We start from the raw sequence: 26714 nt of genomic DNA, 5'->3' as shown, positions 1-26714 counted from the left end.
GTGAGCCTGCTCGCGATGGGGTCACCGCTATTTCCGACCATAGCCGTCGGAATTGGTTATTTTTTGTGCTATATTCCGCGCCCGCGATTTTTCATCTCAACACCGGTCATCGTCATGCAAACAGCCAAGCCGTTATTTGACTATCCCAAGTACTGGGCCGAATGTTTCGGTCCCGCGCCATTCCTGCCGATGAGCAGGGAGGAGATGGATCAGCTTGGCTGGGATTCATGCGACATCATCATCGTCACCGGTGATGCATACGTTGACCATCCGTCGTTCGGCATGGCGATTATCGGCCGGCTGCTGGAGTCGCAAGGCTTTCGCGTCGGGATCATTGCCCAGCCAAACTGGCAGTCCAAAGACGACTTCATGAAGCTCGGCGAGCCGAACCTGTTCTTCGGCGTCGCGGCCGGCAACATGGACTCGATGATCAACCGCTACACCGCCGACAAGAAAATCCGTTCCGACGACGCCTACACCCCCGGTGGCCTGGCGGGCAAACGTCCGGACCGCGCGAGCCTGGTTTACAGCCAGCGCTGCAAGGAAGCCTACAAGAACGTGCCGATCGTGCTCGGTGGCATCGAAGCCTCCCTGCGCCGCATCGCCCACTACGATTACTGGCAGGACCGGGTGCGCAACTCGATCCTGATCGACGCTTGCGCCGACATCCTTCTTTACGGCAACGCCGAACGTGCGATCGTCGAAGTTGCCCAGCGTCTGTCCTACGGTCACAAGATCGAAGACATCACCGACGTGCGCGGCACCGCGTTCATTCGTCGTGATACGCCCAAAGACTGGTACGAAGTCGATTCCACGCGCATCGACCGTCCGGGCAAGATCGACAAGATCATCAACCCGTACGTCAACACCCAGGACACTCAGGCTTGCGCTATCGAGCAAGAGAAAGGTCCGGTTGAAGACCCGAGCGAAGCCAAGGTCGTGCAGATCCTGGCCAGCCCGAAGATGACTCGCGACAAGACCGTGATCCGTCTGCCATCCGTTGAAAAAGTCCGTGGCGACGCGGTGCTTTATGCTCACGCCAACCGCGTGCTTCACCTGGAAACCAACCCGGGCAACGCCCGCGCGCTGGTGCAAAAGCACGGCGAAGTCGACGTCTGGTTCAACCCGCCGCCGATTCCGATGACCACCGAGGAAATGGACTACGTGTTCGGCATGCCTTATGCCCGCGTTCCACACCCGGCGTACGGCAAGGAAAAAATTCCGGCCTACGACATGATCCGCTTCTCGGTGAACATCATGCGTGGCTGCTTCGGTGGCTGCACCTTCTGCTCGATCACCGAGCATGAAGGCCGGATCATCCAGAACCGCTCCGAAGAGTCGATCATTCGCGAAATCGAAGAGATCCGCGACAAGGTCCCGGGCTTTACTGGCGTCATTTCCGACCTCGGCGGCCCGACCGCGAACATGTACCGCATCGCCTGCAAGAGCCCGGAAATCGAATCCGCGTGCCGCAAGCCATCGTGCGTGTTCCCGGGTATCTGCCCGAACCTGAACACCGACCACTCGTCGCTGATCCAGCTGTATCGCAGCGCCCGTGCCTTGCCGGGTGTGAAGAAGATCCTGATCGCTTCCGGCTTGCGTTACGACCTCGCGGTCGAGTCGCCGGAATACGTCAAGGAGCTGGTGACCCACCACGTCGGTGGTTACCTGAAGATCGCCCCGGAACACACCGAGGAAGGTCCGCTCAACCAGATGATGAAACCGGGCATCGGCAGCTATGACAAGTTCAAGCGCATGTTCGAGAAGTACTCCAAGGAAGCCGGGAAAGAGCAGTACCTGATTCCGTACTTCATCGCCGCTCACCCGGGCACCACTGACGAAGACATGATGAACCTGGCCCTGTGGCTCAAGGGCAACGGCTTCCGTGCCGACCAGGTGCAGGCGTTCTACCCGTCGCCGATGGCCACCGCCACCGCGATGTACCACTCGGGCAAGAACCCGCTGCGCAAGGTGACGTACAAGAGCGACGCGGTGACCATCGTCAAGAGCGAAGAGCAGCGTCGTCTGCACAAGGCGTTCTTGCGCTATCACGATCCGAAAGGCTGGCCGATGCTGCGTGAAGCGTTGACCCGCATGGGCCGCGCCGACCTGATCGGGCCGGGCAAGAATCAGTTGATTCCGTTGCATCAGCCAGCGACCGACAGCTACCAGAGCGCCCGTCGCAAGAACTCAACGCCGGCTGGCAGCCACAAAGTGGCCGGGGAAAAGACCACCAAGATTCTGACCCAGCACACCGGCCTGCCACCGCGCGCCAGCGATGGCGGTAATCCGTGGGACAAGCGTGAACAGGCCAAGGCTGCGGCGTTCGCCCGCAACCAGCAGGCGGCCAAGGAACGCAAGGACGCGGCCAAAGGCAAAGGGCCCAAGCCCGCACGTAAGCCAGTCGTACCGCGCTAAGCCTCGCTTGAGCTGAACAGAACGCCAACCTGATCGTTCCCACGCTCCGCGTGGGAATGCCTCAAGGGACGCTCCGCGTCCAGTGACGCGGAGCGTCACGGGCTGCATTCCCACGCGGGAGCGTGGGAACGATCAAGCCCTCAACCCTCCCTTCGCAACATTTTCGTGCAACTGCGCCCAACCAATTTCCCGCATCGCCCGATTTTGGTGCTGTACTGCCTCAAGCAAAGGAAGAAAGCGCCAGCGCCACGGGATGGCATAAGTCTTGCGCGCTTTCCAATACGCTTAAGGCTCGCAGGAGGCACGCCGTGTCGATTCATGTCGCATTGCACCACGTCACGCATTACCGCTACGACCGCGCCGTCGAGCTCGGTCCGCAGATCGTTCGCCTGCGCCCGGCCGCTCACAGTCGCACGCGGATTCTCTCCTATGCGCTGAAAGTCTCGCCCGAGCAGCACTTCATCAACTGGCAGCAGGACCCCCAGGGCAATTACCTGGCGCGATTGGTGTTCCCGGAAAAAACCTCCGAGCTGCGGATCGAAGTCGATCTGCTGGCGGAGATGGCGGTGTTCAACCCCTTCGACTTCTTCCTCGAGCCCTACGCGGAAAAGATCCCTTTCGCTTATGCCGCGGATGAGCGCAAGGAACTGGCGCCCTATCTGGAAACCTTGCCCCTGACGCCGAAGTTCAAGGCCTATCTGGACGGCATCGACCGCACGCCGCTGCCCAGCGTGGATTTCCTCGTGGCGCTCAACCAGCGTTTGAGCGAAGACATCGGCTACCTGATCCGCATGGAGCCGGGCGTGCAGACGCCGGAACACACCCTCGAACACGCCTCTGGCTCGTGCCGCGACTCGGCGTGGTTGCTGGTGCAACTGCTGCGAAATCTCGGCCTGGCGGCTCGATTCGTTTCCGGTTACCTGATCCAGCTGACCGCCGACGTCAAAAGCCTCGACGGCCCCTCTGGCACCGAAGTGGATTTCACTGACCTGCACGCCTGGTGCGAGGTGTATTTGCCCGGTGCTGGCTGGATCGGCCTGGACGCGACCTCAGGGCTGTTTGCCGGGGAAGGACACATTCCGTTGGCGTGCAGTCCCGATCCGGGCTCTGCGGCACCGATCAGTGGCTTGGTGGAGCCGTGCGAATGTGAGTTCACCCACGAAATGTCCGTGGAGCGGATCTGGGAAGCGCCGCGGGTCACAAAGCCCTACACCGAAGAGCAGTGGCTGGCGATCCAGGCGCTGGGCCGGCAGATCGATGCCGACCTGCTCGAGGGGGACGTGCGCCTGACCATGGGCGGCGAGCCGACTTTCGTGTCCATCGATGACCCGGACGGCGCCGAATGGAACACCGCCGCGCTGGGGCCGGACAAGCGACGCCTGTCCGCCGAACTGTTCCAACGCATGCGCAAGCATTACGCGCCCCAAGGCCTGGTGCATTTCGGTCAGGGCAAGTGGTACCCCGGCGAACAATTGCCGCGCTGGTCACTGAACTGCTACTGGCGCCGCGATGGCGTGCCGATCTGGCACAACAGCGCCTTGATCGCCGATGAGCAGGAAGACTACGGCGCCGATGGCGAACTGGCCGGGCGTTTTCTGGCGAGTGTCGCCGAACGCCTGAAAATTCCGACACGCTTCGTGTTTCCGGCCTACGAAGACAATTTCTATTACTTGTGGCGCGAAGGCACTTTGCCGCTGAACGTCAGCGCCGAAGACTCACGTCTGGAAGAACCGTTGGAGCGTGCGCGCCTGCGCAAAGTGTTCAGCCAGGGCCTGGACAAAGTCATTGGTCAGGTCTTGCCGCTGGCGCGGACCGCCAAAGGTGATCAGTGGCAAAGCGGTCGCTGGTATCTGCGCGACGAACATTGCCGGCTGGTGCCGGGGGACTCGCCGCTGGGCTATCGCTTGCCGCTGGGCTCGCAGCCTTGGGTGAAGGCGGCGGAGTATCCGTTCATTCATCCTGCCGATCCGAACCAGGAATTTTCGGCACTGCCGGACACGATGCAGCTGAACAGCCCGGGCGTGCCGGCCGACGCGGTTGAGCGGACGCCGAAGGTCGATGAGTCCGCCGATTGGCTCACCCGCACCGCTTTCTGCGCCGAGGCCCGGGAAGGGCGGTTGTACCTGTTCATGCCGCCTCTGGAACGGGTCGAAGACTATCTGGAGCTGGTCACCGCCATCGAGGCCACGGCTCAGGAACTGCATTGCCCGGTGTTGCTGGAGGGCTATGAGCCGCCGAGCGATCCGCGCCTGAGCAACTTCCGCATTACCCCCGATCCGGGCGTGATCGAGGTCAACGTGCAGCCGTCCGCCACGTGGGACGAGTTGGTCGAGCGCACCGAATTTCTGTACGAAGAGGCGCGCCAGACCCGATTGACCACCGAGAAATTCATGATCGACGGGCGACACACCGGCACCGGCGGCGGTAACCATTTCGTGCTGGGTGGCGCAACGCCGGCGGACTCGCCGTTTCTGCGCCGTCCGGATCTGCTGCGCAGCCTCATCAGCTATTGGCATAACCATCCGTCGCTGTCTTACCTGTTTTCCGGATTGTTCATCGGCCCGACGTCCCAGGCGCCGCGTGTCGATGAAGCGCGCAACGATGCGTTGTACGAGTTGGAAATCGCCTTCGCCCAGATGCCCGAACCGGGCGAGGCGTGTGCGCCGTGGCTGGTCGACCGGTTGTTGCGCAACTTGCTGATCGACGTGACGGGCAATACGCACCGCGCCGAGTTCTGCATCGACAAGCTCTATTCGCCGGATGGCGCGACGGGGCGGCTTGGATTGCTTGAATTGCGAGCATTTGAAATGCCGCCGCATGCGCGCATGAGTCTGGCTCAGCAGTTGTTGCTGCGGGCGCTGGTCGCGCGGTTCTGGCGTGAGCCTTATGCGCCGCCGAAGCTGGCGCGCTGGGGCACCGAGCTGCATGACCGGTTCCTGTTGCCACACTTTATCGAGCAGGATTTCGCTGATGTGATCGTCGATCTCAATGCCGCCGGTTATCCGGTGCGGGCGGAGTGGTTTGCGGCGCATCTGGAATTTCGCTTTCCCAAGGTCGGCGATTACGCGGTCAGTGGCATCGAGCTTGAAGTACGCCAGGCGCTGGAGCCTTGGCATGTGCTGGGCGAGGAGGGCGCGGTCGGCGGCACGGTGCGCTACGTCGATTCATCGCTGGAGCGCTTGCAGGTCAAGCTCACCGGCCTCGCGCCGCAGCGTTACATGCTGACCTGCAATGGCGTCCCGGTGCCCTTGCAGCCTACCGGGCGGGTTGGCGAATTTGTTGCCGGCGTGCGTTTCCGTGCGTGGCAACCGGCCAACTGCCTGCAACCCACCATCCCGGTTCACGCACCGTTGGTGTTCGACCTGCTCGACACCTGGATGCAACGTTCGCTGGGTGGCTGCCAGTACCACGTCGCCCATCCGGGCGGACGCAACTACGACAGCCTGCCGGTGAACGCCAATGAGGCCGAAAGCCGGCGGATGGCGCGGTTTTTCCGTATCGGGCACACGCCTGGGAAACTGCCTGTACCGATCCTGGAAATAAACGACGAGTTGCCTATGACGCTCGATTTACGACGTTTCTAAACCGTACGCGACGCCCGGATCTTTCGTCTATCCGGGTGTCATGAGCCTGCGTTAGTCTGACCGTTCTTTGCTGTCTGCCGAGCTTTCCATGCCTGACCTGCTTGACCGCTACCCGCTGACGGCGGGCACTTATCACGAACTGCTCGACGACAGCGGTGGCGTACGCCCGCACTGGCGTCGTCTGTTCGACCAATTGCAACGCAGCACGCCAATGCAATTGGTGCAGCGTCAGGCGCTGTTGACCCGACAGATCCAGGAAAACGGCGTGACCTACAACGTCTACGCCGACCCCAAGGGCGCTGACCGCCCGTGGGAACTTGACCTGCTGCCCCATGTGATTGCCGCTGATGAATGGGCACGGTTATCGGCCGGGATCGCTCAGCGCGCACGTTTGCTCAATGCTGTGCTGGCGGACCTCTATGGTCCGCAACGGCTGATCGCCGAAGGTCTGCTGCCGGCGGAACTGGTCTTCGGCCACAACAACTTCCTCTGGCCTTGCCAGGGCATTGCGCCGCCCGACGGGACCTTTCTGCATCTGTACGCCGTGGATCTGGCGCGCACGCCTGATGGCCGCTGGTGGGTCACGGCAGATCGCACTCAAGCGCCATCCGGTGCCGGTTACGCGCTGGAAAACCGCACCATCGTGTCCCGGGCGTTTCCCGAGTTGTATCGCGATTTGAAGGTGCAGCATCTGGCCGGGTTCTTCCGCACGCTTCAGGAAACCCTTGCCCGCCAGGCGCCAAGCGATGATGAGGCGCCGCTGATCGTGCTGCTGACGCCGGGGCGTTTCAACGAAAGCTATTTCGAACATCTCTATTTGGCGCGTCAGCTCGGTTATCCCCTGGTTGAGGGTGGCGACCTTACGGTGCGCGATGCCACGGTCTACCTGAAAACCCTGAGCGGCCTGCGTCGGGTCCACGCGATCATGCGTCGCCTTGACGATGATTTCTGCGATCCGCTGGAGCTGCGCACCGACTCGGCGCTTGGCGTGCCGGGTCTGCTTGAAGCGGTGCGACAGGGGCGCGTGCTGGTGGCCAATGCCCTCGGCAGCGGCGTGCTGGAATCGCCGGGATTGCTGGGCTTTTTGCCGCGGATCAATCAGTTCCTGTTCGGCGAAGAGCTTATCCTGCCGTCCATCGCGACGTGGTGGTGTGGTGAAGCGCCAGTGCTGGCTCAGGCCCTGGAAAAACTGCCCGAGTTGCTGATCAAACCGGCCTTTCCTTCGCAAAGCTTCGCTCCGGTATTTGGCCGGGATTTGAGTGAAAAACAGCGCGAGGCGTTGGCAGAGCGCATGCAGGCGCGGCCTTATGCCTATGTCGCGCAAGAATTGGCGCAATTGTCTCAGGCGCCTATCTGGCAGGCCGAGGATGGTCAGCTGCAACCACGTGCCATCGGCATGCGCATGTATGCGGTGGCGAGCCGCGACGGCTACCGGGTATTGCCGGGTGGTTTGACTCGGGTTGCCGCAGAGGCAGACGCCGAAGTGGTGTCGATGCAACGCGGTGGCGCGAGCAAGGACACGTGGGTGCTGGGTGATCGTCCGCCAAGCGGCGAACAATGGAAAACCCAGCGCACGATCGGCGTACATGATCTGGTGCGGCGTGATCCCTATCTGCCGTCGCGGGTGGTGGAAAACCTGTTCTGGTTTGGCCGCTATTGCGAGCGTTGTGATGACAGCGCCCGACTGCTGCGGATCATGCTTGCACGCTATGTCGATGGAGACGACCCGCAGGCGCTGGAAGCGGCAGTCGATCTCGGCGAGCGCCTGAACCTGTTGCCGGACGAAGGCACATTGCCCGAGCGGTTATTGGCCGCGTTGCTCGGCGACGACTGGCCGTTCAGCCTGCGTTCCAACTTGCAGCGCTTGCAATGGGCGGCATCCCAGGTGCGGGGCAAGCTCTCGCGGGAAAACTGGCAGGCGCTGGTGGAGTTGCAGCGCGAAGCCATGGAGCTGGAAACCGAGGAGCCGGATTTCGGCGAGTTGCTGGATTTCCTCAACCGCCTGGTGATGTCTCTCGCGGCATTGTCCGGTTTCGCCCTGGATGACATGACGCGAGACGAAGGTTGGCGCTTTTTGATGATCGGCCGGCGGATCGAGCGACTGCAGTTTCTCAGTGGCAGCCTGGCGGCGTTTCTGCGCGGTGCCGGCGCGTTTGATCAGGCCGGGCTGGAATGGCTGCTGGAGCTGGGCAACAGCAGCATCACTTACCGCTCGCGGTACCTGGCCGTGGCCCAGTTGATTCCGGTGCTCGACCTGTTGCTGCTCGATGAACAAAACCCGCACGCGGTGCTGTTCCAGTTGAAATTGGTGACCCGCACGCTCAAGCGTTTGAACGATGACTTTGGCGTGCCGCGCGAAGCCGGGCTGCCGCAAATGGTCGAACGGTTGGCGCAGTTCGACTTGGGCTGCCTGGAGAACTCGTTGTTCGGCGAAGCCAGCGTTCGCGCCGCCATCGAGGGGCTGGCCGATTTGCTGCAACAGATCGCCGATGCCAGCGGACAGGTGTCGGATCGCCTGGCGTTGCGCCATTTCGCCCATGTCGATGATGTCAGCCAGCGCACGGTGTCCGTTTGATGAGCGCCCATTACCAGATTTTCCACGACACCCATTATCACTACGACAGCCCGGTATCCCTGGCGCAGCAACTCGCGCACCTGTGGCCGCGCGCCTGTGCCTGGCAACGTTGTACCGAGCGGCAGCTGCAGATCAGCCCCGACCCGACCTCGCGCCGCGATGAGCTGGATGTGTTCGGCAATCCGCTGACCCGGTTGGCATTCGAGAGGCCGCACGATGAATTGCTGGTCAACGCGAGTCTCACGGTCGAGGTATTGGCCCGGCCGACGCTGGATTTCAATCAATCCCCGGCGTGGGAAGAAACCCGCAACGCATTGAGCTATAGCAGCCAGCCCCTTTCACCTGAGTTGCTGGAGGCGTGCCGTTTCCGGTTCGAATCGCCCTACGTGCATTTGAAAAGCAACTTTGTCGAATTCTCGGAAAGTTGCTTCCCGGCGGGTCAGCCCTTGTTGTTGGGCGTCCAGGCATTGATGGAAAAAATCTTCAGCGAATTCACCTTCGACGCCGAAGCCACTCAAGTGGCGACACCGCTGGTGGAAGTATTGGAGCGTCGGCGCGGGGTTTGCCAGGACTTCGCTCACCTGATGCTCGCGTGTGTGCGCTCCCGTGGGTTGGCGGCGCGTTACATCAGCGGCTACCTGCTGACCCAGCCACCGCCGGGCCAGCCGCGACTGATCGGCGCTGACGCGTCGCATGCCTGGGTTTCGGTGTTTTGTCCGGTGCTGGGGTGGGTGGATTTCGATCCGACCAACAACGTGCAGCCGGCACTGGAACACATCACCCTGGCCTGGGGGCGGGATTTTTCCGATGTTTCGCCATTGCGTGGGGTGATTCTGGGCGGCGGCAGCCATGATCCTGAAGTCCGCGTCACCGTGATGCCACTGGAGTAACAGAAATCAAATGTGGGAGCGGGCTTGCTCGCGAAAGCGATCACACAGTCACATAGATGTCGGATGTGCCGCCGCTTTCGCGAGCAAGCCCGCTCCCACAAGGGAATGTGCAATTCTTGAGAAGGGGTATTTCAGAGGGGACTGTGAGGGTCAGCAAAGTGACTGCTGACCCTGGACACAGATCCGGTGGGCCTGATCAGATCATCGGGCCCTGAGGGTCTCAGGCGTCGGGCGCCTGATCTTTCGGTGCTTCAGTTTCGTCTGTAGCCACTTCGCCTTCTGCATCCGGGTTCAGTGCTGCTGCTTCTTCTTCAGCTGTAGCTTTCTTGCGCTGAAGCTTTTCCTCTTTCTTCTGCTCCTTTGCCAAGTCTCTCTGACGTTTGGCGAAGGAATAATTAGGTTTAGCCATGGGCGATCCTCTGGGGTCGAAGGTGAGGTTGAGCGGCGCATATTCTGCCCTGTATCGGCACCAAGCCGTTAGCTGGGTTTTTGCTCGGCCCATTTTGGCGGGATCGAGGGTTGCCAGGCATCCAGTGCGTCGAGCAGGGTTTGCGGCGATTCGCTCACTTGCAGCATGTCACGGTGTGGTTCGCGAACGAAGCCTTCACCGACGATATGATCAAGAAAACCCGTCAATTTGCTGTAGAAACCGTTCACTTCCAGCAGGCCGAGCGGTTTGCCGTGGTAACCGAGTTGGCCCCAGGTCCAGACTTCGAACAGTTCTTCCAGGGTGCCGAGGCCGCCGGGCAGGGCGATGAATGCGTCGCTGAGCTCGGCCATTCGCGCCTTGCGTGCATGCATGCCGTCGACCACTTCAAGACGGGTCAGGCCGCTGTGGCCGATTTCCTTGTCCTTGAGACTTTGCGGAATGATGCCGATGACTTCACCGCCGGCTGCCAGCGCAGCATCGGCGACGATCCCCATCAGCCCGACGGCGCCCCCGCCATAGACCAGGGTCAGCTTGCGCGCGGCCAATGCCTGCCCGAGGGCGACAGCCGCTTCACGATAAGCCGGGTGGGTGCCGGTGCTGGCACCGCAAAATACACAAACGGACGCTAAAGACATGCCTTACTCCATGGTCAGGATGGCCACAGAGTAAAGGCAGGCAAGCGGCGATCCAAGGGCTAAACTTCGCGTTCAGGTGTTTCAAAGGTGCCGCTGGCGCCACAGGCGTAGGCGGCGAGCAAACTGCACAAAAAGCTGTTGATGGACATGACTGACGCTCCGGGTGAGAGATGACGACCTGATGATAGGGCCGACCTAGACGTCTGGCTGGTAGATTGTTTCGATAGGTGTCATAGCCCGAAAGTTGTATACAATTTTTGATTCAGGTCATAGGAACTTGCGAAGTTTTCAGGCAGTCTTCTGTCCATCAGCACTTCTGTTAACCCTGCCTTGGAGATTCACCATGTTTGCCAAACTTGTTGCGGTATCCCTGCTGACACTGGCCAGCAGTCAATTGATGGCTGCCGAGTGCAAGACCACTGTCGACTCCACCGATCAGATGTCCTTCAACACCAAGGCCATCGAAATCGACAAGAGCTGCAAGACCTTTACCGTAGAGCTGACTCACTCCGGCAGCTTGCCGAAAAACGTCATGGGCCATAACTGGGTGTTGAGTAAAGAGGCTGATGCGCAGCCGATCGCCACTGATGGCCTGTCCGCAGGTATCGACAAGAACTACTTGAAAGAAGGTGATGCGCGCATCATCGCTCACACCAAAGTCATTGGTGCCGGCGAGAAGGACTCGGTGACCTTCGACGTATCGAAACTGGCCGCTGGGGAAAGCTATGCTTTCTTCTGCTCGTTCCCAGGCCATATCTCGATGATGAAAGGCACTGTCACCCTGAAGTAATCGAATTGAGCGCATAAAAAAAGCGTCCGCTTGGGACGCTTTTTTTTGTGCCTGGCTCATCCCTGTAGGAGCTTGGCGTTTAGGGTGTAAACGGCATCACTCGCTTGTGATGAGTCTTCTTGTACGTGTCACAAATGATCTTGAACGCTTCCTCACGTACGGGCTGACCGTGCAGGAACGCATCGATCTCGGCGTACGTCACGCCATGGGACGCTTCATCCGGCTTGCCTGGCGACAAGTCTTCAAGGTCGGCTGTCGGGACTTTTTCCACCAGCGACTCGGGGGCGCCGAATTGGCGGGCGATCGCACGGACCTGGTTTTTCACCAGGCCGCTGAGCGGTGCGAGGTCGCAGGCACCGTCACCGAATTTGGTGAAGAACCCCATCACGGCTTCTGCTGCGTGGTCGGTACCAATGACCAGCCCGTGGGCTGCGCCGGCGATGGTGTATTGAGCGACCATGCGCATCCGCGCCTTGGTGTTGCCGAGCACGAAGTCCACGGAGACGGCGTGTTTGCCTTCAAACGCCGCGACTTCATTGGCCAGGGATTTGACTGCCGGGCCAATGTTCACCGTGTGACGTTCGTCCGGGGCGATGAAATCCACCGAAGCCTGAGCGTCGTGTTCGTCGAACTGAGTCTCGTACGGCAAGCGTACGGCGATGAATTTGTAACTTTTATCGCCGGTCGTCTCGCGTAATTCGCGCATGGCGCGCTGGGCCAGCAGGCCGGCGGTCAGCGAATCGACACCGCCGCTGATGCCCAGCACCAGCGTCTTGAGCCCGGAATTGACCAGGCAATCCTGAATGAAACGAATACGCCGGGCGATTTCCGCATCGAGGGCGGCATGGTCGGCGAACGGTGGTTGAACCTTGAGCTGCTCAGCAATCTCACGCTGTACGGCTTGCATGAATTCACTCCTTGCTAGATAGACTGGATGCGCTGGAAAGGGCGGCAGGTACTTGGAAAACATGTCGCAAGTAGGCGACGAAATTCGGGTCTTTGCAGTGAGTCTTGCCCGGCTCATCGGAAATCTTGGCCACGGGCTGATCGTTGCAGGCGGCCATTTTAAGCACGATGCTCATCGGTTCAACACCCGGAATGTCACACGTCAGGTTAGTCCCGATACCAAAGCTGACATTGATCCGACCACGCAGCGCGCGAAATATTTCCAGCGACTTTTGCAGCGTCAGGCTGTCGGAGAACGTCAGGGTCTTGCTCATCGGGTCGATGCCGAGCTTTTGATAGTGGGCGATCGCCTTTTCTGCCCAGATCACCGGATCCCCAGAGTCATGGCGCAGGCCGTCGAAGAGCTTGGCAAAGAACAGGTCGAAGTCGTTGAGGAAGGCATCCATGGTGATGCAGTCGGTCAGGGCGATCCCCAGCAGACCCCGATACTCGCGCACCCAGCAATCGAGGGCGGCGATCTGGCTGTCGATCAGCCGTGGCCCGAGTTGCTGGTGCGCCATGATCCACTCGTGGGCCATCGTACCCAGCGGCTTCATGTCCAGCTCTCGTGCCAGGTGCACGTTGCTGGTGCCGACGAAACGCCCGGGGAAATCGTGCTTGAGCACGTTCACCACTTCTTCCTGCACACGGAACGAAAAGCGCCGGCGTGTGCCGAAATCGGCGACCTGAAGTTCGGATAATTCGTCACTGCTGGCGTTGGCGGTCAGCCAGTCGAACTTGCGATAAAGCTGCTCGCGCACCTGTTCCATCGCCACTTGCGGGTAGCGATAGCGGTTGCGCACTTCGCTGACGATCGCCAGCAGCGGCACTTCGAACAGGATCACATGCAACCACGGCCCGCGTAGACGGATGAACAACTCGCCGTTTTCAATGCCGGTGTGGACGTAGCGCAGGTTGAAGCGAAACAGCCCGAGAAAGCGCAAAAAATCCGGTTTCATGAAGCTGATTCGCTCCATGAAGCTCAATTGATCGGCGCTCAGGCTCAACTCGGCCAGACGTTCAATCTGGAAGCGGATTTCGGCCAGGTAGGGACGCAAATCCTCACTGTTACGGCAACGGAACTCCCATTCGACGTCTACGTTCGGGTAGTTGTGCAGCACCGCCTGCATCATCGTCAGTTTGTAGAAGTCGGTGTCGAGCAGGTTCTGCACGATGCGATCGCCAAACACGCTCTCGCTCATAACGGGGGTTCTCCACTTGGAATAGGGATAGTGGCGCATATCGGTGATGGGTAATGCCAGCGATTTCTGCGTTGATCCTGTAGGAGCTGTCGAGTGAAACGAGGCTGCGATCTTTTGATTCTGGTTTTAAAGCAAGAATCAAAAGATCGCAGCCTCGTTTCACTCGACAGCTCCTACAGGGGCTTAATCATTGGCTGTAGGACTATCTATCTGCTCCAGCATCCACTTCACAAAGTCCCGAACCTTGGGCACTTCCGCCGAATGCTCCGGATACGCCAGGTAATAGGCATCGGTGCTGGGCATTGCGTGCTGCCAGGGTATGACCAGTTTGCCGTCGGCCAATTCCTCTTCCACCAGAAACCTCGGCAACAGCGCGACGCCGCAGCCGACTTGCGCGGCGCGGATGCACATGTAGAAGGTTTCGAAGCGCGGGCCGTGGTAGCTGTGTTCGGTGTGGTAGCCCTGACTGTCGAACCAGTCGTGCCAGGCCTGGGGCCGGGAGGCGTTTTGCAGCAGGACCAAGTCAGTGAGCTGCGTGGGATCGGTGAACGGTGTATCCGGCATGCTGCCCGGTGCGCAAACCGGCACCAGCTCTTCGCCGAAGAGCTTCAGGCATTCGGTGCCGGGACGTGAGCCCTGGCCGAAATAGAACGCCAGGTCGCTGCGACCTTGCAGCAAGTCGTCGGCTTCCTGTTCGCTGCACAGGTCCAGATGGATCGAGGGATGGCGCAGGCGCCAGCCTTTCAAGCGCGGCACCAGCCAGCGCGCGCCGAAGGTCGGCGGCGTCGAGACGCGCAAGACTTCGGTTTCGCCGCCGTAGGAACGCAGGTAATGGGTCGACATCTCGACCTGGGTGAGGATTTTTCGCACTTCCACCAGGTACAAATCACCGGCGGGCGTCATTTGCAGGCGTCGACGGACCCGGCGGAAGAGCAGGTGTTGCAGCAGCTCTTCAAGTTGCGCCACCTGCTTGCTGACAGCGCTTTGGGTCAGGTTCAGCTCTTCGGCGGCCCGGGTGAAGCTCAAATGCCGGGTGACGGCCTCGAAACACTGGAGGGCAGTGATCGACGGCAGGTAGCGTTTATTCAGCATGGACGGTCCTTTTTCTTGTTTCTTTTACTACCAGCAAATTCAAAGCATGAATAAACGGAATGATATCTCTCTTAAAGGTCGTTTGTTGGGTAACCTCGGGCGAGCTAAAACTACAGGTCTGATCAGTCGTGAAATTACGGCTGCACGTTTTCTGTTTTTTGCTTGAGGAGTGACCCATGGTTGCCGCATTGCTTGATCGTCTTGGTGTGAACCCGGCCCTGTACCAGAACGGCAAAGTGCCGGTGCATTCGCCGATCGATGGCAGCCAGATCGCCGCCGTGAACTGGGAAGGCGCTGCCGAAGTCGAGCAGCACATCAGTCGTGCAGATCATGCGTTCGAATTGTGGCGCAAGGTCCCGGCCCCGCGCCGTGGCGAACTGGTGCGTCAACTGGGCGATATCCTGCGTGAATACAAGGCCGACCTTGGCGAGCTGGTGTCTTGGGAAGCCGGCAAGATCACTCAGGAAGGCCTGGGCGAAGTTCAGGAAATGATCGACATCTGCGACTTCGCGGTCGGTCTGTCCCGTCAGTTGTACGGTTTGACCATCGCCTCCGAGCGTCCGGGCCACCACATGCGCGAAACCTGGCACCCGCTGGGCGTCGTCGGCGTGATCAGCGCCTTCAACTTCCCGGTCGCCGTCTGGGCCTGGAACACCACGCTGGCGCTGGTGTGCGGCAACCCGGTGATCTGGAAACCGTCCGAGAAAACCCCGTTGACCGCGCTGGCCTGCCAGGCACTGTTCGACCGCGTACTGAAGAACTTCAGCGACGCCCCGCCACACTTGAGCCAAGTGATCATCGGCGGTCGCGATGCCGGCGAAGCACTGGTCGATGACCCGCGTGTCGCGCTGATCAGCGCCACCGGCAGCACCCGCATGGGCCGTGAAGTGGCGCCGAAAATCGCCGCACGTTTCGCCCGCAGCATCCTCGAACTGGGCGGCAACAACGCGATGATCCTCGGCCCAAGCGCCGACCTGGACATGGCCGTTCGCGCCATTCTGTTCAGCGCCGTCGGCACCGCCGGTCAACGCTGCACCACGCTGCGTCGCCTGATCGCTCACGAGTCGGTGAAGGAAGAAATCGTCACCCGCCTGAAAGCCGCGTACTCCAAAGTGCGCATCGGCCATCCGCTGGAAGGCAATCTGATCGGCCCGCTGATCGACAAAAACAGTTTTGAAAACATGCAGGACGCGCTGGAGCAGGCCTTGAGCGAAGGCGGCCGGGTGTTCGGCGGCAAACGCCAGCTGGAAGATAAATTCCCGAACGCTTACTACGTCGCGCCGGCCATCGTTGAAATGCCGGAACAGAGCGATGTGGTCTGCCACGAAACGTTCGCACCGATTCTGTACGTGATCGGCTACAAGGATTTCGACGAAGCCCTGCGCCTGAACAACGCCGTACCGCAAGGCCTGTCCTCGTGCATCTTCACCACCGACGTGCGTGAAGCCGAGCAGTTCATGTCGGCGGTCGGCAGCGACTGCGGCATCGCCAACGTCAACATCGGCCCGAGCGGCGCGGAAATCGGTGGCGCGTTTGGTGGCGAGAAAGAAACCGGCGGTGGTCGTGAATCGGGCTCTGATGCATGGCGCGGCTACATGCGCCGCCAGACCAACACCGTGAACTACTCGCTGGAGTTGCCGTTGGCTCAGGGCATTACGTTCGACTAAGTACTGAGTCGAGCGGTGATTCCCTGTTGATCGTTCCCACGCTCTGCGTGGGAATGCAGCCCGGGACGCTCTGCGTCCCAAGAGCGGACGCAGAGCGTCCATTGAGGCATTCCCACGCAGAGCGTGGGAACGATCGGGTTAGTTAGGTTTCTGTTGGAGTCTGGCAATGCCGTTACGCGAAGAGTGTCTGTGGGAAAAACTGACGCCGCAAAGGCCTGACAATGCGGCGCTCAAGGGCGAAGTCAAAGTCGATGTCTGCGTCATCGGCGCCGGTTTCACCGGTCTGTCGGCGGCGGTACATTTGCTGGAGCAAGGCAAGACAGTGTGTGTGCTGGAAGCCCATCGCGCCGGTCATGGCGGTTCGGGACGCAATGTCGGGCTGGTCAACGCCGGCATGTGGATTCCGCCAGACGAGATCGAAGCCGGATTTGGCGAAGCGGTCGGCAGTCAGCTCAACCGCATGCTGGGGGCGGCACCTTCCCTGGTGTTCAGCCTGGTCGACAAATACAACATCGATTGCCAGTTACGCCGTGAAGGCACGCTGCACATGGCGCATAACGCCCGTGGCGAGGCCGATCTGCGCAGTCGTGAACAACAATGGAAACGTCGTGGCGCCCCGGTCGAACTGTTGACCGGGCAAGCGTGTGAGCAAGCGACGGGGACCAAAAAGATTGCTGCGGCGCTGCTTGATCGGCGTGCGGGCACGATCAACCCGATGGCGTATACGACCGGACTGGCCAAAGCGGCCATCGGCCTCGGCGGCCAGCTGTTCGATCATTCTGCGGTCACCCGGCTCGAACGTCAGGGTCAGCGCTGGTCGGTGCAAACTGCTCAGGGTTCGGTGCTCGCCGAGCAAGTGGTCATCGCTTCCAACGCCTACACCGAGGGCGACTGGACCGAACTTCGACGCAACTTCTTCCCTGGTTATTACTACCAAGTGGCCTCGGTCCCGCTGACCGAAGAGGCTGCACAGCAGATTCTGCCCGGCGGCCAGGGTTCCTGGGACACTCGGCAGGTCCTCAGCAGTATCCGTCGCGACAAGGACGGGCGATTGCTGCTGGGTAGCCTGGGCAATGGCAACCAGAAGCCGACCTGGTTCCTCAAGGCCTGGGCCGACCGGGTTCAGCAGCACTACTTTCCGTACCTCAAACCTGTGGAGTGGGAGTGCACGTGGACCGGTTGCATTGCGTTTACCCCTGACCACTTGATGCGTTTGTTCGAACCGGCGCCCGGTTTAGTGGCAGTCACTGGCTATAACGGCCGGGGTGTGACGACGGGGACGGTGGTCGGTAAGGCATTTGCCGACTATCTGTGTAACGGAAATCCTCAGGCGCTGCCGATTCCCTTCGCCCCCATGCAGCCGCTGGCGGGGGTGGGGTTGCGCAGCTGTTTGTACGAGGCCGGGTTCTCGCTGTATCACGCAGGCCAGTGCTTGCGGATCGTTATTTGATTGTTGAAATTTGTTGCTTGAAGCGGCGCTTTTTCGCGCAGCGACTAGCCTGTAAAAGGTGCGGGTTGTAGCAGTACCGCACCAGCAGTGTGCACTTCGGTGACGCTGGTTGTTACAGGCTGGTTGCACGTCGTTTGGCGCCGCGGTTGCAATGATGGCGCGCGTGGGTTGCGCCGTTAAAAATAAAAGGTTTCACCTTCCGCGGTTTAGACGGTTGCACGCCCAATGAAAATGGGATCGAAACAGTCGAAAAAACAATAAAGCAGCGACTTTTCTCAGAATAAAAAACCGATGGCACGGCCCTTGCTCTGAGCATTCAGTGAAGTCGCAGTGCCAACTAAAAAAAAACCTTGGAGCACCACCTCATGTCCCAGACGTTTTACAAGAAAGGCTTTCTGGCCCTCGCAGTGGCAACTGCTTTGGGTGTTTCTGCGTTTGCACAGGCTGATGTGAAAATCGGTGTGGCGGGTCCGATGACAGGTGCCAACGCGGCATTTGGCGAGCAGTACATGAAGGGTGCACAGGCTGCAGCCGACGCAGTGAACGCGGCGGGCGGCGTTAACGGGGAAAAAATCGTACTGGTGAAGGGCGATGACGCCTGCGAACCGAAACAGGCTGTGACGGTCGCCAAGGACCTGACCAACCAGAAAGTTGCCGGCGTGGTCGGTCACTTCTGCTCCTCGTCGACCATCCCGGCCTCCGAGATCTACGACGAAGCGGGCATCATCGCAATCACCCCAGGCTCTACTAACCCACAAGTGACCGAACGCGGCCTGAGCGCCATGTTCCGTATGTGCGGGCGTGACGACCAGCAAGGCATCGTCGCCGGCGACTACATCGTCGACGTGCTCAAGGGCAAGAAAGTTGCCGTACTGCACGACAAGGACACCTACGGCCAAGGCCTGGCAGACGCCACCAAGGCTCAACTGGTCAAGCGCGGCGTAACGCCGGTGCTGTATGAAGGCCTGACCCGTGGCGAGAAAGACTTCAGCGCCGTGGTCACCAAGATCCGTGCGGCCGGTGCCGACGTGGTCTACTTCGGCGGCTTGCACCCGGAAGCCGGTCCACTGGTTAAACAGCTGCGTACCGAAGGCCTCAAGGACGTGAAATTCATGTCCGACGACGGCATCGTGACCGACGAACTGGTCACCACTGCTGGCGGCCCGCAATACGTCGACGGCGTGCTGATGACCTTCGGCGCCGACCCTCGCCTGCTGCCAGACAGCAAGACAGTGGTGGACGATTTCCGCAAAAAAGGCACCGAGCCTGAAGGCTACACCCTGTATGCCTACGCTTCGGTCCAGACCCTCGCTGCAGCTTTCAACGGCGCCAAATCCAACAAGGGTGAAGACGCTGCCAAATGGCTGAAAGCACACCCGGTCAAAACCGTCATGGGCGAGAAGACCTGGGACAGCAAGGGCGACCTGAAAGTCTCCGACTACGTGGTTTACCAGTGGGACAAGGACGGCAAATACCACCAGCTGGAAAAACAGAAGTGATATGAGCTGATGCCCGGCGCCTTGTGCGCCGGGCAATCAAAGAACATGTCCGTGCAGTACCTGTCTTTTCTCGTAGAGCTGCACACAACCGTGTTGCGTCGGCGGCTGAACCCCGGTCCGTAGCAACCCGCTTCTGTGCAGTCTCTCAAATGCGTGAGATTGCGTTATGGATGGTATTTTCCTGCAGCAACTGGTCAACGGCCTGACCCTCGGGTCGGTCTATGGCCTGATCGCCATCGGCTACACAATGGTCTATGGCATCATCGGCATGATCAACTTCGCCCATGGCGAGGTTTACATGATCTCTGCGTACCTCGCGGCGATCAGTCTGGCTCTGCTGGCATACTTCGGTATTGAATCCTTCCCTCTGCTGATGCTCGGCACACTGGTCTTCACCATCGTCGTCACGGCGGTGTATGGCTGGGTCATCGAGCGTGTCGCCTACAAACCGCTGCGTAACTCCACACGACTGGCACCGCTGATCAGCGCCATCGGTATTTCCCTGATTCTGCAAAACTATGCACAGATCGCCCAAGGCGCCCGCCAACAAGGCGTGCCAACATTGTTGACCGGTGCATGGCGAGTTGAAGTCGGGACCGGCTTCGTCCAGCTCACCTACACCAAGATCTTCATCCTGGTCGCTGCGTTCGTCGGTATGGGCCTGCTGACCTATGTCATCAAGTACACCAAGCTCGGCCGCATGTGCCGCGCGACCCAACAAGACCGCAAGATGGCCTCGATCCTGGGGATCAACACCGATCGCGTGATTTCCTACGTGTTCATCATCGGTGCAGCGATGGCGGCCCTGGCCGGCGTACTGATCACCATGAACTACGGCACGTTCGACTTCTACGCAGGCTTCGTCATCGGGATCAAGGCGTTCACCGCGGCAGTACTCGGCGGGATCGGCTCGCTGCCTGGCGCGATGCTCGGCGGGATCATCCTCGGGATTTCCGAGTCGCTGTTCTCGGGCCTGGTGAACTCGGACTACAAAGACGTGTTCAGCTTCTCGCTGCTCGTTCTCGTTCTGGTCTTTCGGCCTCAAGGCCTGCTCGGCCGTCCTCTTGTGTCGAAGGTGTAAGCGATGTCTTCAACCACTAAAAAAACCATTGATATCAAAAGAAGCCTGGTTGACGCGATTCTTGCCGGCCTTGTAGCGCTCATAGTGTTCGGTCCGATTGTCGGCGTGGTCCTCGACGGCTACGGCTTCAACCTGGAACCGAAGCGAGTGGCGTGGATTGTCGCCATCGTCATGGCGGGCCGCTTTGCCCTGAGCCTGTTCCTGCAAACGCCCAAGGGCCTGAGAATCCTTGAAGGCTTTGAAACCACCGGCTCCGGGGTTCATGTACTGCCACCTGATTACAAATCCCGTTTGCGCTGGATCGTGCCGCTGGTGATTTTGATCGCCGTGGTGTTCCCGTTTTTCTCCAACTCCTACTTGCTGGGCGTGGTCATCCTCGGGCTGATCTACGTATTGCTCGGCCTGGGGCTGAACATCGTGGTCGGCCTGGCCGGTCTGCTCGACCTCGGTTACGTGGCGTTCTATGCGATCGGTGCCTACGGTCTGGCGCTCGGTTATCAATACCTGGGGCTGGGTTTCTGGACCGTGCTGCCACTGGCGGCGATCACGGCGGGGCTGGCTGGCTGCATCCTTGGCTTCCCGGTACTGCGACTGCACGGTGACTACCTGGCGATCGTGACCCTGGGCTTCGGTGAAATCATCCGGCTGATCCTCAACAACTGGCTGTCGCTGACTGGCGGTCCGAACGGCATGCCGGCACCGCTGCCGACGTTCTTCGGCCTTGAGTTCGGCAAAAGAGCGAAGGATGGCGGCATACCGTTTCATGAGTTCTTCGGCATCGCCTACAACCCTGACGTGAAGTACTACTTCATCTATACGGTGTTGTTCCTGGTCGTGCTGGCTGTGCTCTACATCAAGCATCGCTTGACCCGCATGCCGGTCGGTCGCGCCTGGGAAGCCTTGCGTGAAGACGAAATCGCCTGCCGCTCCATGGGCCTGAACCACGTGCTGGTCAAGCTCTCGGCGTTCACCATCGGGGCATCGACTGCCGGTTTGGCCGGTGTGTTCTTCGCCACCTATCAAGGCTTCGTCAACCCGACCTCGTTCACCTTCTTCGAATCCGCCCTGATCCTCGCCATCGTGGTACTCGGCGGCATGGGTTCGACCATTGGCGTGGTGATTGCGGCGTTCGTGCTGACCGTCGCCCCGGAACTGCTGCGTGGCTTCGCGGAATATCGCGTGTTGCTGTTCGGCGTGCTGATGGTGTTGATGATGATCTGGCGACCGCGCGGCCTGATTCGGATCAGCCGTACCGGTGTGACCCCGCGTAAAGGAGTAGCGCCATGAGCGAAGTCGTACTCTCGGTCGAGAAGCTGATGATGCACTTCGGCGGCATCAAGGCGTTGAGTGATGTCAGCCTGAAAGTCCACCGCAACTCGATCTTTGCCCTGATCGGCCCCAACGGTGCCGGCAAGACCACGGTGTTCAACTGCCTGACGGGGTTCTACAAGGCCTCCGGCGGCAAGATCGAACTCAATGTGCGTGGCGAACGGACCAACGTCATCCAGTTGCTGGGCGAGTCCTTCAAGCCAATCGATTTCGTCTCGCCGAAATCTTTCGCCACGCGCCTGTTCTACAAAATGTTCGGCGGCACCCACCTGGTCAACCGCGCCGGCTTGGCACGTACTTTCCAGAACATTCGCCTGTTCAAGGAAATGTCGGTGCTGGAAAACCTGTTGGTGGCCCAACACATGTGGGTCAACCGCAACATGCTGTCCGGCATCCTCAACACCAAGGCCTATCGCAAGGCCGAAAGCGATGCGCTGGACCATGCCTTCTACTGGCTGGAAGTGGTCGACCTGGTGGATTGCGCCAACCGCCTGGCCGGTGAACTGTCCTACGGCCAACAGCGCCGTCTGGAGATCGCCCGGGCCATGTGCACCCGGCCGCAGATCATCTGCCTCGACGAACCGGCTGCCGGTCTCAACCCTCAGGAAACCGAAGCGCTGAGCGCGATGATCCGTCTGCTGCGCGACGAGCATGATCTGACCGTGGTGCTGATCGAACACGACATGGGCATGGTAATGAGCATTTCCGACCACATCGTGGTGCTGGACCACGGCATCGTCATTGCCGAGGGCGGACCTGATGCGATCCGTAACGATCCGAAAGTGATTGCGGCCTACCTGGGCGCTGATGAAGAGGAAGTGGTGTTATGAGTCAGCCGATCCTCGAACTCAAGGACCTGGACGTGTTCTACGGGCCGATCCAGGCCCTGAAGAATGTCTCGCTGCACATCAATGAAGGTGAAACTGTCAGCCTGATCGGTTCCAACGGCGCCGGTAAATCGACCCTGCTGATGTCGATCTTCGGTCAGCCCCGGGCGGCTGACGGGCAGATCATCTATCAGGGCGTGGACATCACGCACAAATCCTCCCACTACATCGCGTCCAACGGCATCGCTCAATCGCCTGAAGGCCGGCGCGTGTTCCCCGACATGACCGTCGAGGAAAACCTGTTGATGGGCACCATCCCGATTGGCGACAAGTACGCCAAGGAAGACATGCAACGCATGTTCAAGTTGTTTCCGCGACTCGAAGAGCGGCGCAACCAGCGTGCGATGACCATGTCTGGCGGCGAGCAGCAAATGCTCGCCATCGCCCGTGCGTTGATGAGTCGGCCCAAGCTATTGTTGCTCGACGAACCGAGCCTGGGGTTGGCGCCCATCGTGGTGAAACAGATTTTCGCGACCCTGCGGGAGCTGGCGAGTACCGGCATGACCATCTTCCTGGTCGAGCAGAACGCCAACCATGCACTCAAGCTGTCGGACCGCGCTTACGTGATGGTCAACGGCGAGATCCGCATCACGGGCACCGGCAAGGAGCTGCTGGTGAACGAGGAGGTGCGTAACGCTTATCTCGGCGGGCACTAACCGTAAAACCCCAAAAACGCCCTGACGAACTCGGGGCGTTTTTTTATGCCCGTTTGTAGGAGCTGTCGAGTGAAACGAGGCTGCGATCTTTTGACTTTGCTTTTTAAAAAAACAGATCAAAAGATCGCGGCCTCGTTTCACTCGACAGCTCCTACAGGGGAATTGGAAAAGGGGTAAAGGGAAATTGTGGAAAACAATATTCACAAGCTCTCAAAGCGCGACATAAAGCCGCTGCAAATAGTTGTTTTGTCACGGTTTTGACTTGTCCCCGTTTGCTGTGGAGCTGGCTGTGAATAACGTGGGAGTAGCTGTCTGAGAGCCTTTGAATCCGTGGCTTGCAGCGATGTGGTTGTTTTTTGATCAGGCGTTTTTACTGGAGTCTGACTTGGCTTTGTCAACCTTTTTGTTGGCGGCTTAAAAGGCTTGAAAGGGGAGCATCAAGCCTGTGGATAAGTCTGTGGTTAAACTCTGGAAAGACTCGGCTGAGGGCCGTAGTTACTGGCTTGGCGCCATCGCCGCTTTTACCGCCAATCGTGCAAATTGCCATGGGGCTACACAGCCGACCGTTCAGGGTCAAGCAAAAAAATTTCCAAATTGCCCGCAAAGCCTTGTGGATAGCGGCCTTCAGCTTTTCGACTTGCCCCCGGAAACTGTGGACCGGCCTGTGGATAAGGTGCGCGTACATGGCTACAAGCCCCGGCCGACAAGGCGTAGCCATGGTTGGTTGTTTTTTATACAACAATACGAAGGTTGCCCGTAGAAGCCGGGGCGGGCATGCTGCCAGCTGATTTTCTATTCCAATGGCTGCCGATCAGCCGAAGCAAGGAGAACACGATGTCCAACACCCTGTTTATTACCGGCGCGACCTCCGGTTTTGGTGAAGCCTGTGCCCGTCGTTTTGCCGAGGCGGGTTGGAAGCTGGTGCTGACAGGTCGTCGTGAAGAGCGCCTCAATGCCCTGTGCGCCGAGTTGTCGAAGCAGACCGAAGTGCATGGCCTGGTGCTAGACGTGCGTGATCGCAAGGCTATGGAGGAGGCGATTGCCAACCTGCCGCCATCCTTTGCCAAGCTGCGCGGGCTGATCAACAACGCCGGCCTGGCGCTGGGTGTTGATCCGGCGCCCAAGTGCGACCTCGACGATTGGGACACCATGGTCGACACCAACATCAAAGGCCTGATGTACAGCACTCGTCTGCTGTTGCCGCGCCTGATCGCCCACGGTCGCGGCGCCGGTATCGTCAACCTGGGTTCTATCGCCGGCAACTACCCGTACCCGGGCAGCCACGTGTATGGCGCGAGCAAGGCGTTCGTCAAACAGTTCTCCTTGAACCTGCGCTGCGACTTGCAGGGCACTGGCGTGCGGGTCAGCAACATTGAGCCGGGCCTGTGCGAAAGCGAGTTCTCGCTGGTGCGATTTGCCGGTGACCAGGAGCGTTACAACGCGACCTATGCCGGTGCCGAACCGATCCAGCCGCAGGACATCGCCGAGACCATTTTCTGGGTGCTCAATGCGCCGGCGCACATCAACATCAATAGCCTGGAATTGATGCCGGTAAGCCAGACGTGGGCTGGTTTTTCGATTGAGCGTAATGCCAAGTCTTAAGACCGCGTAACGGCCATCGCGAGCAAGCCCGCTTCAACAGGTTCAGCGCAATCCCTGTGGGAGCGAGCTTGCTCGCGAAGGCGATCGGTCAGTCAACCGAGATAGTCAACCAGCCCTTGATAGCAGGTCGCCAAGTGATAAGGCGTCGTCGACGGCATGTCCTTACGGCTGACTTCACCGTTCTCATCCCGACACTCATGCCAACCGCCCGCATGCAAAAAACGCTGCTGCAACGCCTTTAACTGGCGCAGCACCGAGGCTTCGCTGTTCGGGCGCAAGGTCAGCGCGCGCAGGTATTCAGCCTGAGCCCAGATGCGTTGAGTGGCATCCTTCGCGCAGCCGTCCAGATCAAGCATGGCGGCCACCGCGCCTGTCTGTGGATCTACGCCCAATTGCTCGGTGAGCGCAAATGCACGATCCAGCGACGTGTGCAGTCTGCAACCGCGCAGCAATGGCGAAGACTCCAGCAGGAAATACCATTCGAACTGATGCCCCGGTTCAAACCAGTTATCCACAGCGCCCAGCGGTTTCTCCATCAACACATTCTGTTGTGGGTCAATGAAACGCTTGTGCATGGCTGTGCATAACTCGACGAGCGCACGCTGCACGGCGATGTCTTCACGCACCGACAAGGTCGCGAGGAAGGCTTCAGCCAGGTGCATCAATGGATTTTGCAGAGGGCCGGACGCAAGCGACGACCAGTTACGGTCGAGGCTGGCTTCATACAGGCCGTCGCCTGTCGCGAAGCGCTGGCCGATGACTTCCAGTGCCGCGTTGAGCACCGACTCCACCAGTGGCTCGCGCACCTTGGACCAGTAGTGGGCGCAGGCGAACAGGATGAAAGCGTGGGTGTAGAGGTCTTTGCGCAGATCCAGCGGAGCACCTTGCGGATCGATGCTGTAGAACCAGCCACCGTGTTCGGCGTCATGGAAATGCTGTTGCAAGGAACGGAATAACGCTGCGGCGCGCGCTTCGGCGGCCGGCACCTCGCCGATCAGGCTGGAGAAAAGGTAGAGCTGACGGGCGCAGGCCATGGCCCGATAGCGTTGGGGAGGCAGCGGTTGATGCCCGGCGTCCAGCGCTTCATAGGGCAGCGCCATGTCCGCATTCCAGCCTGGGCCCTGCCAGAGCGGCACGATCACTTCCTGGAAATGCTGTTGCACAGAAGCAAACAGAGCGGTCAATTCAGGCGCGGAGGCGGAGCGGGAAACAGGCGGCATTGGCTGGCGTCGTCACGGCAGGGTTAATTGCGCGACATGTTAGCAGAGTGAACGCATTGATCGTTCCCACGCTCCGCGTGGGAATGCCTCAACGGACGCTCCGCGTTCGGCTCCTGGGACGCAGAGCGTCCCGGGCTGCATTCCCACGCAGAGCGTGGGAACGATCTTTGGGACTTAGCCCGCCAGCAACCAAACCCCGGTCGCCGCCGAAGCCGCGCCCGCCAACCGAACCAGCGGAGCAGCCGCTTGCGGCAACACTCGCACCACCGCGTAACCCGCGGCATGCAATGCCGCCGTCGCTGCCACAAACCCTGCGGCATAGGCCCAAGGGCTCGACATGTCCGGCAGTTCCAGGCCATGGGCCACGCCGTGGAACAGTGCAAACAATGCCGTCGCCGCCACTGCCACACTCAACGGCGGACGCACCGCCAACGCAACCGCCAGGCCCAGCGCCAGCACCGACGCCGCGATCCCGCTTTCCAGCGCTGGCAGGTTCAGCCCTTCAAACCCGAGCAAGCCACCCATCAGCATGGTGCCGACGAATGTGCACGGCAGCGCCCAGCGCGCTGCGCCTTTTTGCTGCGCCGCCCACAGACCGACGGCAACCATTGCCAGCAAGTGATCGAGGCCGCCGATCGGGTGGCTGATGCCCGCGATCAGACCGTTATCACCATGACCCGGGTGGGCGAAGGCGATGGCTGGGGTCAGCAGCAGGGCGATGGCGCCCAGGATACGTTTGAGTGTCATGAATAAGCTTCCTTG

20 protein-coding genes are annotated in these 26714 nt (G+C 60.0%); 13 read left to right on the top strand and 7 right to left on the bottom strand.

The features are described 5' to 3' along the window. Window positions 1-114: 114 nt before the first annotated feature. From HNR03_RS21285 to HNR03_RS21270, 4 genes are all read left to right on the top strand, one after another. Entirely contained in the window at window positions 115-2418 is a 2304-nt protein-coding gene (locus HNR03_RS21285) for a YgiQ family radical SAM protein (RefSeq protein WP_259155603.1), read from the top strand. A 308-nt stretch (window positions 2419-2726) separates the two neighbouring features. Beyond that, window positions 2727-6002, top strand: a complete 3276-nt coding sequence (locus HNR03_RS21280) for a DUF2126 domain-containing protein (protein WP_259155602.1) — start codon at window positions 2727-2729, stop codon at window positions 6000-6002. Between the two features lie 88 nt (window positions 6003-6090). Next, on the top strand, window positions 6091-8577 hold the full coding sequence (locus HNR03_RS21275; protein WP_259155601.1) for a circularly permuted type 2 ATP-grasp protein: 2487 nt from the start codon (window positions 6091-6093) through the stop codon (window positions 8575-8577). Next, the gene (locus HNR03_RS21270) at window positions 8577-9467 is read left to right on the top strand and encodes a transglutaminase family protein (protein WP_259155600.1); all 891 of its coding nucleotides are present in this window, start codon (window positions 8577-8579) and stop codon (window positions 9465-9467) included. The genes HNR03_RS21275 and HNR03_RS21270 overlap by 1 nt, the downstream gene beginning before the upstream one ends. A gap of 220 nt (window positions 9468-9687) precedes the next feature. On the opposite strand, the gene HNR03_RS21265 is transcribed toward HNR03_RS21270, so the two are convergent. Then, a complete protein-coding gene (locus HNR03_RS21265; protein WP_007947526.1) occupies window positions 9688-9876 on the bottom strand; it encodes a hypothetical protein in 189 nt (62 codons plus the stop codon). Window positions 9877-9944: 68 nt separating this feature from the next. Next, a complete protein-coding gene (locus HNR03_RS21260) occupies window positions 9945-10532 on the bottom strand; it encodes a TIGR00730 family Rossman fold protein (RefSeq protein WP_259155598.1) in 588 nt (195 codons plus the stop codon). A 343-nt stretch (window positions 10533-10875) separates the two neighbouring features. Here HNR03_RS21260 and azu point away from each other — a divergent pair, with 343 nt between their 5' ends. Further along, a complete protein-coding gene (gene azu / locus HNR03_RS21255; RefSeq protein ID WP_259155597.1) occupies window positions 10876-11322 on the top strand; it encodes an azurin in 447 nt (148 codons plus the stop codon). Window positions 11323-11401: 79 nt separating this feature from the next. Here azu and nadE read toward each other — a convergent pair whose 3' ends face one another. From nadE to HNR03_RS21240, 3 genes are all read right to left on the bottom strand, one after another. Next, window positions 11402-12229 (bottom strand): ammonia-dependent NAD(+) synthetase, encoded by an 828-nt coding sequence (gene nadE / locus HNR03_RS21250; protein ID WP_259155596.1) that lies wholly within the window; start codon window positions 12227-12229, stop codon window positions 11402-11404. 4 nt (window positions 12230-12233) lie between these two features. Further along, window positions 12234-13469, bottom strand: coding sequence for a nicotinate phosphoribosyltransferase (gene pncB, locus HNR03_RS21245; protein ID WP_259155594.1), 1236 nt, complete (start codon window positions 13467-13469; stop codon window positions 12234-12236). A gap of 183 nt (window positions 13470-13652) precedes the next feature. Beyond that, window positions 13653-14561, bottom strand: coding sequence for a LysR family transcriptional regulator (locus tag HNR03_RS21240; protein ID WP_090176209.1), 909 nt, complete (start codon window positions 14559-14561; stop codon window positions 13653-13655). 176 nt (window positions 14562-14737) lie between these two features. On the opposite strand from HNR03_RS21240, the gene HNR03_RS21235 reads away from it, so the two are divergent. From HNR03_RS21235 to HNR03_RS21200, 8 genes are all read left to right on the top strand, one after another. Next, entirely contained in the window at window positions 14738-16228 is a 1491-nt protein-coding gene (locus HNR03_RS21235; protein WP_208670312.1) for an aldehyde dehydrogenase family protein, read from the top strand. A 166-nt stretch (window positions 16229-16394) separates the two neighbouring features. Next, window positions 16395-17678: an FAD-binding oxidoreductase gene (locus HNR03_RS21230; RefSeq protein WP_259155593.1), complete on the top strand. Its 1284-nt coding sequence runs from the start codon at window positions 16395-16397 to the stop codon at window positions 17676-17678. Window positions 17679-18043: 365 nt separating this feature from the next. Beyond that, window positions 18044-19177 carry a branched-chain amino acid ABC transporter substrate-binding protein gene (locus tag HNR03_RS21225; RefSeq protein ID WP_208670311.1) on the top strand — a complete coding sequence of 378 codons (1134 nt, stop codon included), beginning with the start codon at window positions 18044-18046 and terminating at the stop codon, window positions 19175-19177. 166 nt (window positions 19178-19343) lie between these two features. Then, entirely contained in the window at window positions 19344-20258 is a 915-nt protein-coding gene (locus HNR03_RS21220; RefSeq protein WP_027921961.1) for an ABC transporter permease subunit, read from the top strand. Window positions 20259-20261: 3 nt separating this feature from the next. Beyond that, on the top strand, window positions 20262-21545 hold the full coding sequence (gene livM / locus HNR03_RS21215) for a high-affinity branched-chain amino acid ABC transporter permease LivM (protein ID WP_222589552.1): 1284 nt from the start codon (window positions 20262-20264) through the stop codon (window positions 21543-21545). Continuing rightward, complete coding sequence (locus tag HNR03_RS21210; RefSeq protein WP_222589553.1) at window positions 21542-22417, top strand: ABC transporter ATP-binding protein; 876 nt, start codon at window positions 21542-21544, stop codon at window positions 22415-22417. Before livM ends, HNR03_RS21210 begins: the two co-directional genes overlap by 4 nt. Further along, window positions 22414-23130, top strand: coding sequence for an ABC transporter ATP-binding protein (locus HNR03_RS21205; RefSeq protein WP_222589554.1), 717 nt, complete (start codon window positions 22414-22416; stop codon window positions 23128-23130). The genes HNR03_RS21210 and HNR03_RS21205 overlap by 4 nt, the downstream gene beginning before the upstream one ends. 834 nt (window positions 23131-23964) lie before the next feature. Next, window positions 23965-24732, top strand: a complete 768-nt coding sequence (locus tag HNR03_RS21200; RefSeq protein ID WP_222589555.1) for an SDR family oxidoreductase — start codon at window positions 23965-23967, stop codon at window positions 24730-24732. 92 nt (window positions 24733-24824) lie between these two features. On the opposite strand, the gene HNR03_RS21195 is transcribed toward HNR03_RS21200, so the two are convergent. After that, window positions 24825-25952, bottom strand: a complete 1128-nt coding sequence (locus HNR03_RS21195) for an AGE family epimerase/isomerase (protein ID WP_259155592.1) — start codon at window positions 25950-25952, stop codon at window positions 24825-24827. Window positions 25953-26126: 174 nt separating this feature from the next. Continuing rightward, window positions 26127-26699 (bottom strand): HupE/UreJ family protein, encoded by a 573-nt coding sequence (locus HNR03_RS21190; protein ID WP_222589557.1) that lies wholly within the window; start codon window positions 26697-26699, stop codon window positions 26127-26129. Window positions 26700-26714: the final 15 nt, after the last annotated feature.

Source organism: Pseudomonas sp. JAI111 (assembly GCF_024809425.1).
Classification (GTDB): Bacteria; Pseudomonadota; Gammaproteobacteria; order Pseudomonadales; family Pseudomonadaceae; genus Aquipseudomonas.
This window is presented reverse-complemented; position numbering and strand designations above follow the sequence as displayed.

What these genes read in the sequence shown, in the direction of transcription:
- HNR03_RS21275 (WP_259155601.1), top strand. Translation starts at nt 6,091, where the DNA reads ATGCCTGACCTGCTTGACCGCTACCCGCTGACGGCGGGCACTTATCAC.
- HNR03_RS21240 (WP_090176209.1), bottom strand. Translation starts at nt 14,561, where the DNA reads ATGCTGAATAAACGCTACCTGCCGTCGATCACTGCCCTCCAGTGTTTC.
- pncB (WP_259155594.1), bottom strand. Translation starts at nt 13,469, where the DNA reads ATGAGCGAGAGCGTGTTTGGCGATCGCATCGTGCAGAACCTGCTCGAC.
- HNR03_RS21220 (WP_027921961.1), top strand. Translation starts at nt 19,344, where the DNA reads ATGGATGGTATTTTCCTGCAGCAACTGGTCAACGGCCTGACCCTCGGG.
- azu (WP_259155597.1), top strand. Translation starts at nt 10,876, where the DNA reads ATGTTTGCCAAACTTGTTGCGGTATCCCTGCTGACACTGGCCAGCAGT.
- livM (WP_222589552.1), top strand. Translation starts at nt 20,262, where the DNA reads ATGTCTTCAACCACTAAAAAAACCATTGATATCAAAAGAAGCCTGGTT.
- HNR03_RS21190 (WP_222589557.1), bottom strand. Translation starts at nt 26,699, where the DNA reads ATGACACTCAAACGTATCCTGGGCGCCATCGCCCTGCTGCTGACCCCA.
- HNR03_RS21260 (WP_259155598.1), bottom strand. Translation starts at nt 10,532, where the DNA reads ATGTCTTTAGCGTCCGTTTGTGTATTTTGCGGTGCCAGCACCGGCACC.
- HNR03_RS21235 (WP_208670312.1), top strand. Translation starts at nt 14,738, where the DNA reads ATGGTTGCCGCATTGCTTGATCGTCTTGGTGTGAACCCGGCCCTGTAC.
- HNR03_RS21200 (WP_222589555.1), top strand. Translation starts at nt 23,965, where the DNA reads ATGTCCAACACCCTGTTTATTACCGGCGCGACCTCCGGTTTTGGTGAA.
- HNR03_RS21225 (WP_208670311.1), top strand. Translation starts at nt 18,044, where the DNA reads ATGTCCCAGACGTTTTACAAGAAAGGCTTTCTGGCCCTCGCAGTGGCA.
- nadE (WP_259155596.1), bottom strand. Translation starts at nt 12,229, where the DNA reads ATGCAAGCCGTACAGCGTGAGATTGCTGAGCAGCTCAAGGTTCAACCA.
- HNR03_RS21230 (WP_259155593.1), top strand. Translation starts at nt 16,395, where the DNA reads ATGCCGTTACGCGAAGAGTGTCTGTGGGAAAAACTGACGCCGCAAAGG.
- HNR03_RS21210 (WP_222589553.1), top strand. Translation starts at nt 21,542, where the DNA reads ATGAGCGAAGTCGTACTCTCGGTCGAGAAGCTGATGATGCACTTCGGC.
- HNR03_RS21265 (WP_007947526.1), bottom strand. Translation starts at nt 9,876, where the DNA reads ATGGCTAAACCTAATTATTCCTTCGCCAAACGTCAGAGAGACTTGGCA.
- HNR03_RS21270 (WP_259155600.1), top strand. Translation starts at nt 8,577, where the DNA reads ATGAGCGCCCATTACCAGATTTTCCACGACACCCATTATCACTACGAC.
- HNR03_RS21195 (WP_259155592.1), bottom strand. Translation starts at nt 25,952, where the DNA reads ATGCCGCCTGTTTCCCGCTCCGCCTCCGCGCCTGAATTGACCGCTCTG.
- HNR03_RS21285 (WP_259155603.1), top strand. Translation starts at nt 115, where the DNA reads ATGCAAACAGCCAAGCCGTTATTTGACTATCCCAAGTACTGGGCCGAA.
- HNR03_RS21205 (WP_222589554.1), top strand. Translation starts at nt 22,414, where the DNA reads ATGAGTCAGCCGATCCTCGAACTCAAGGACCTGGACGTGTTCTACGGG.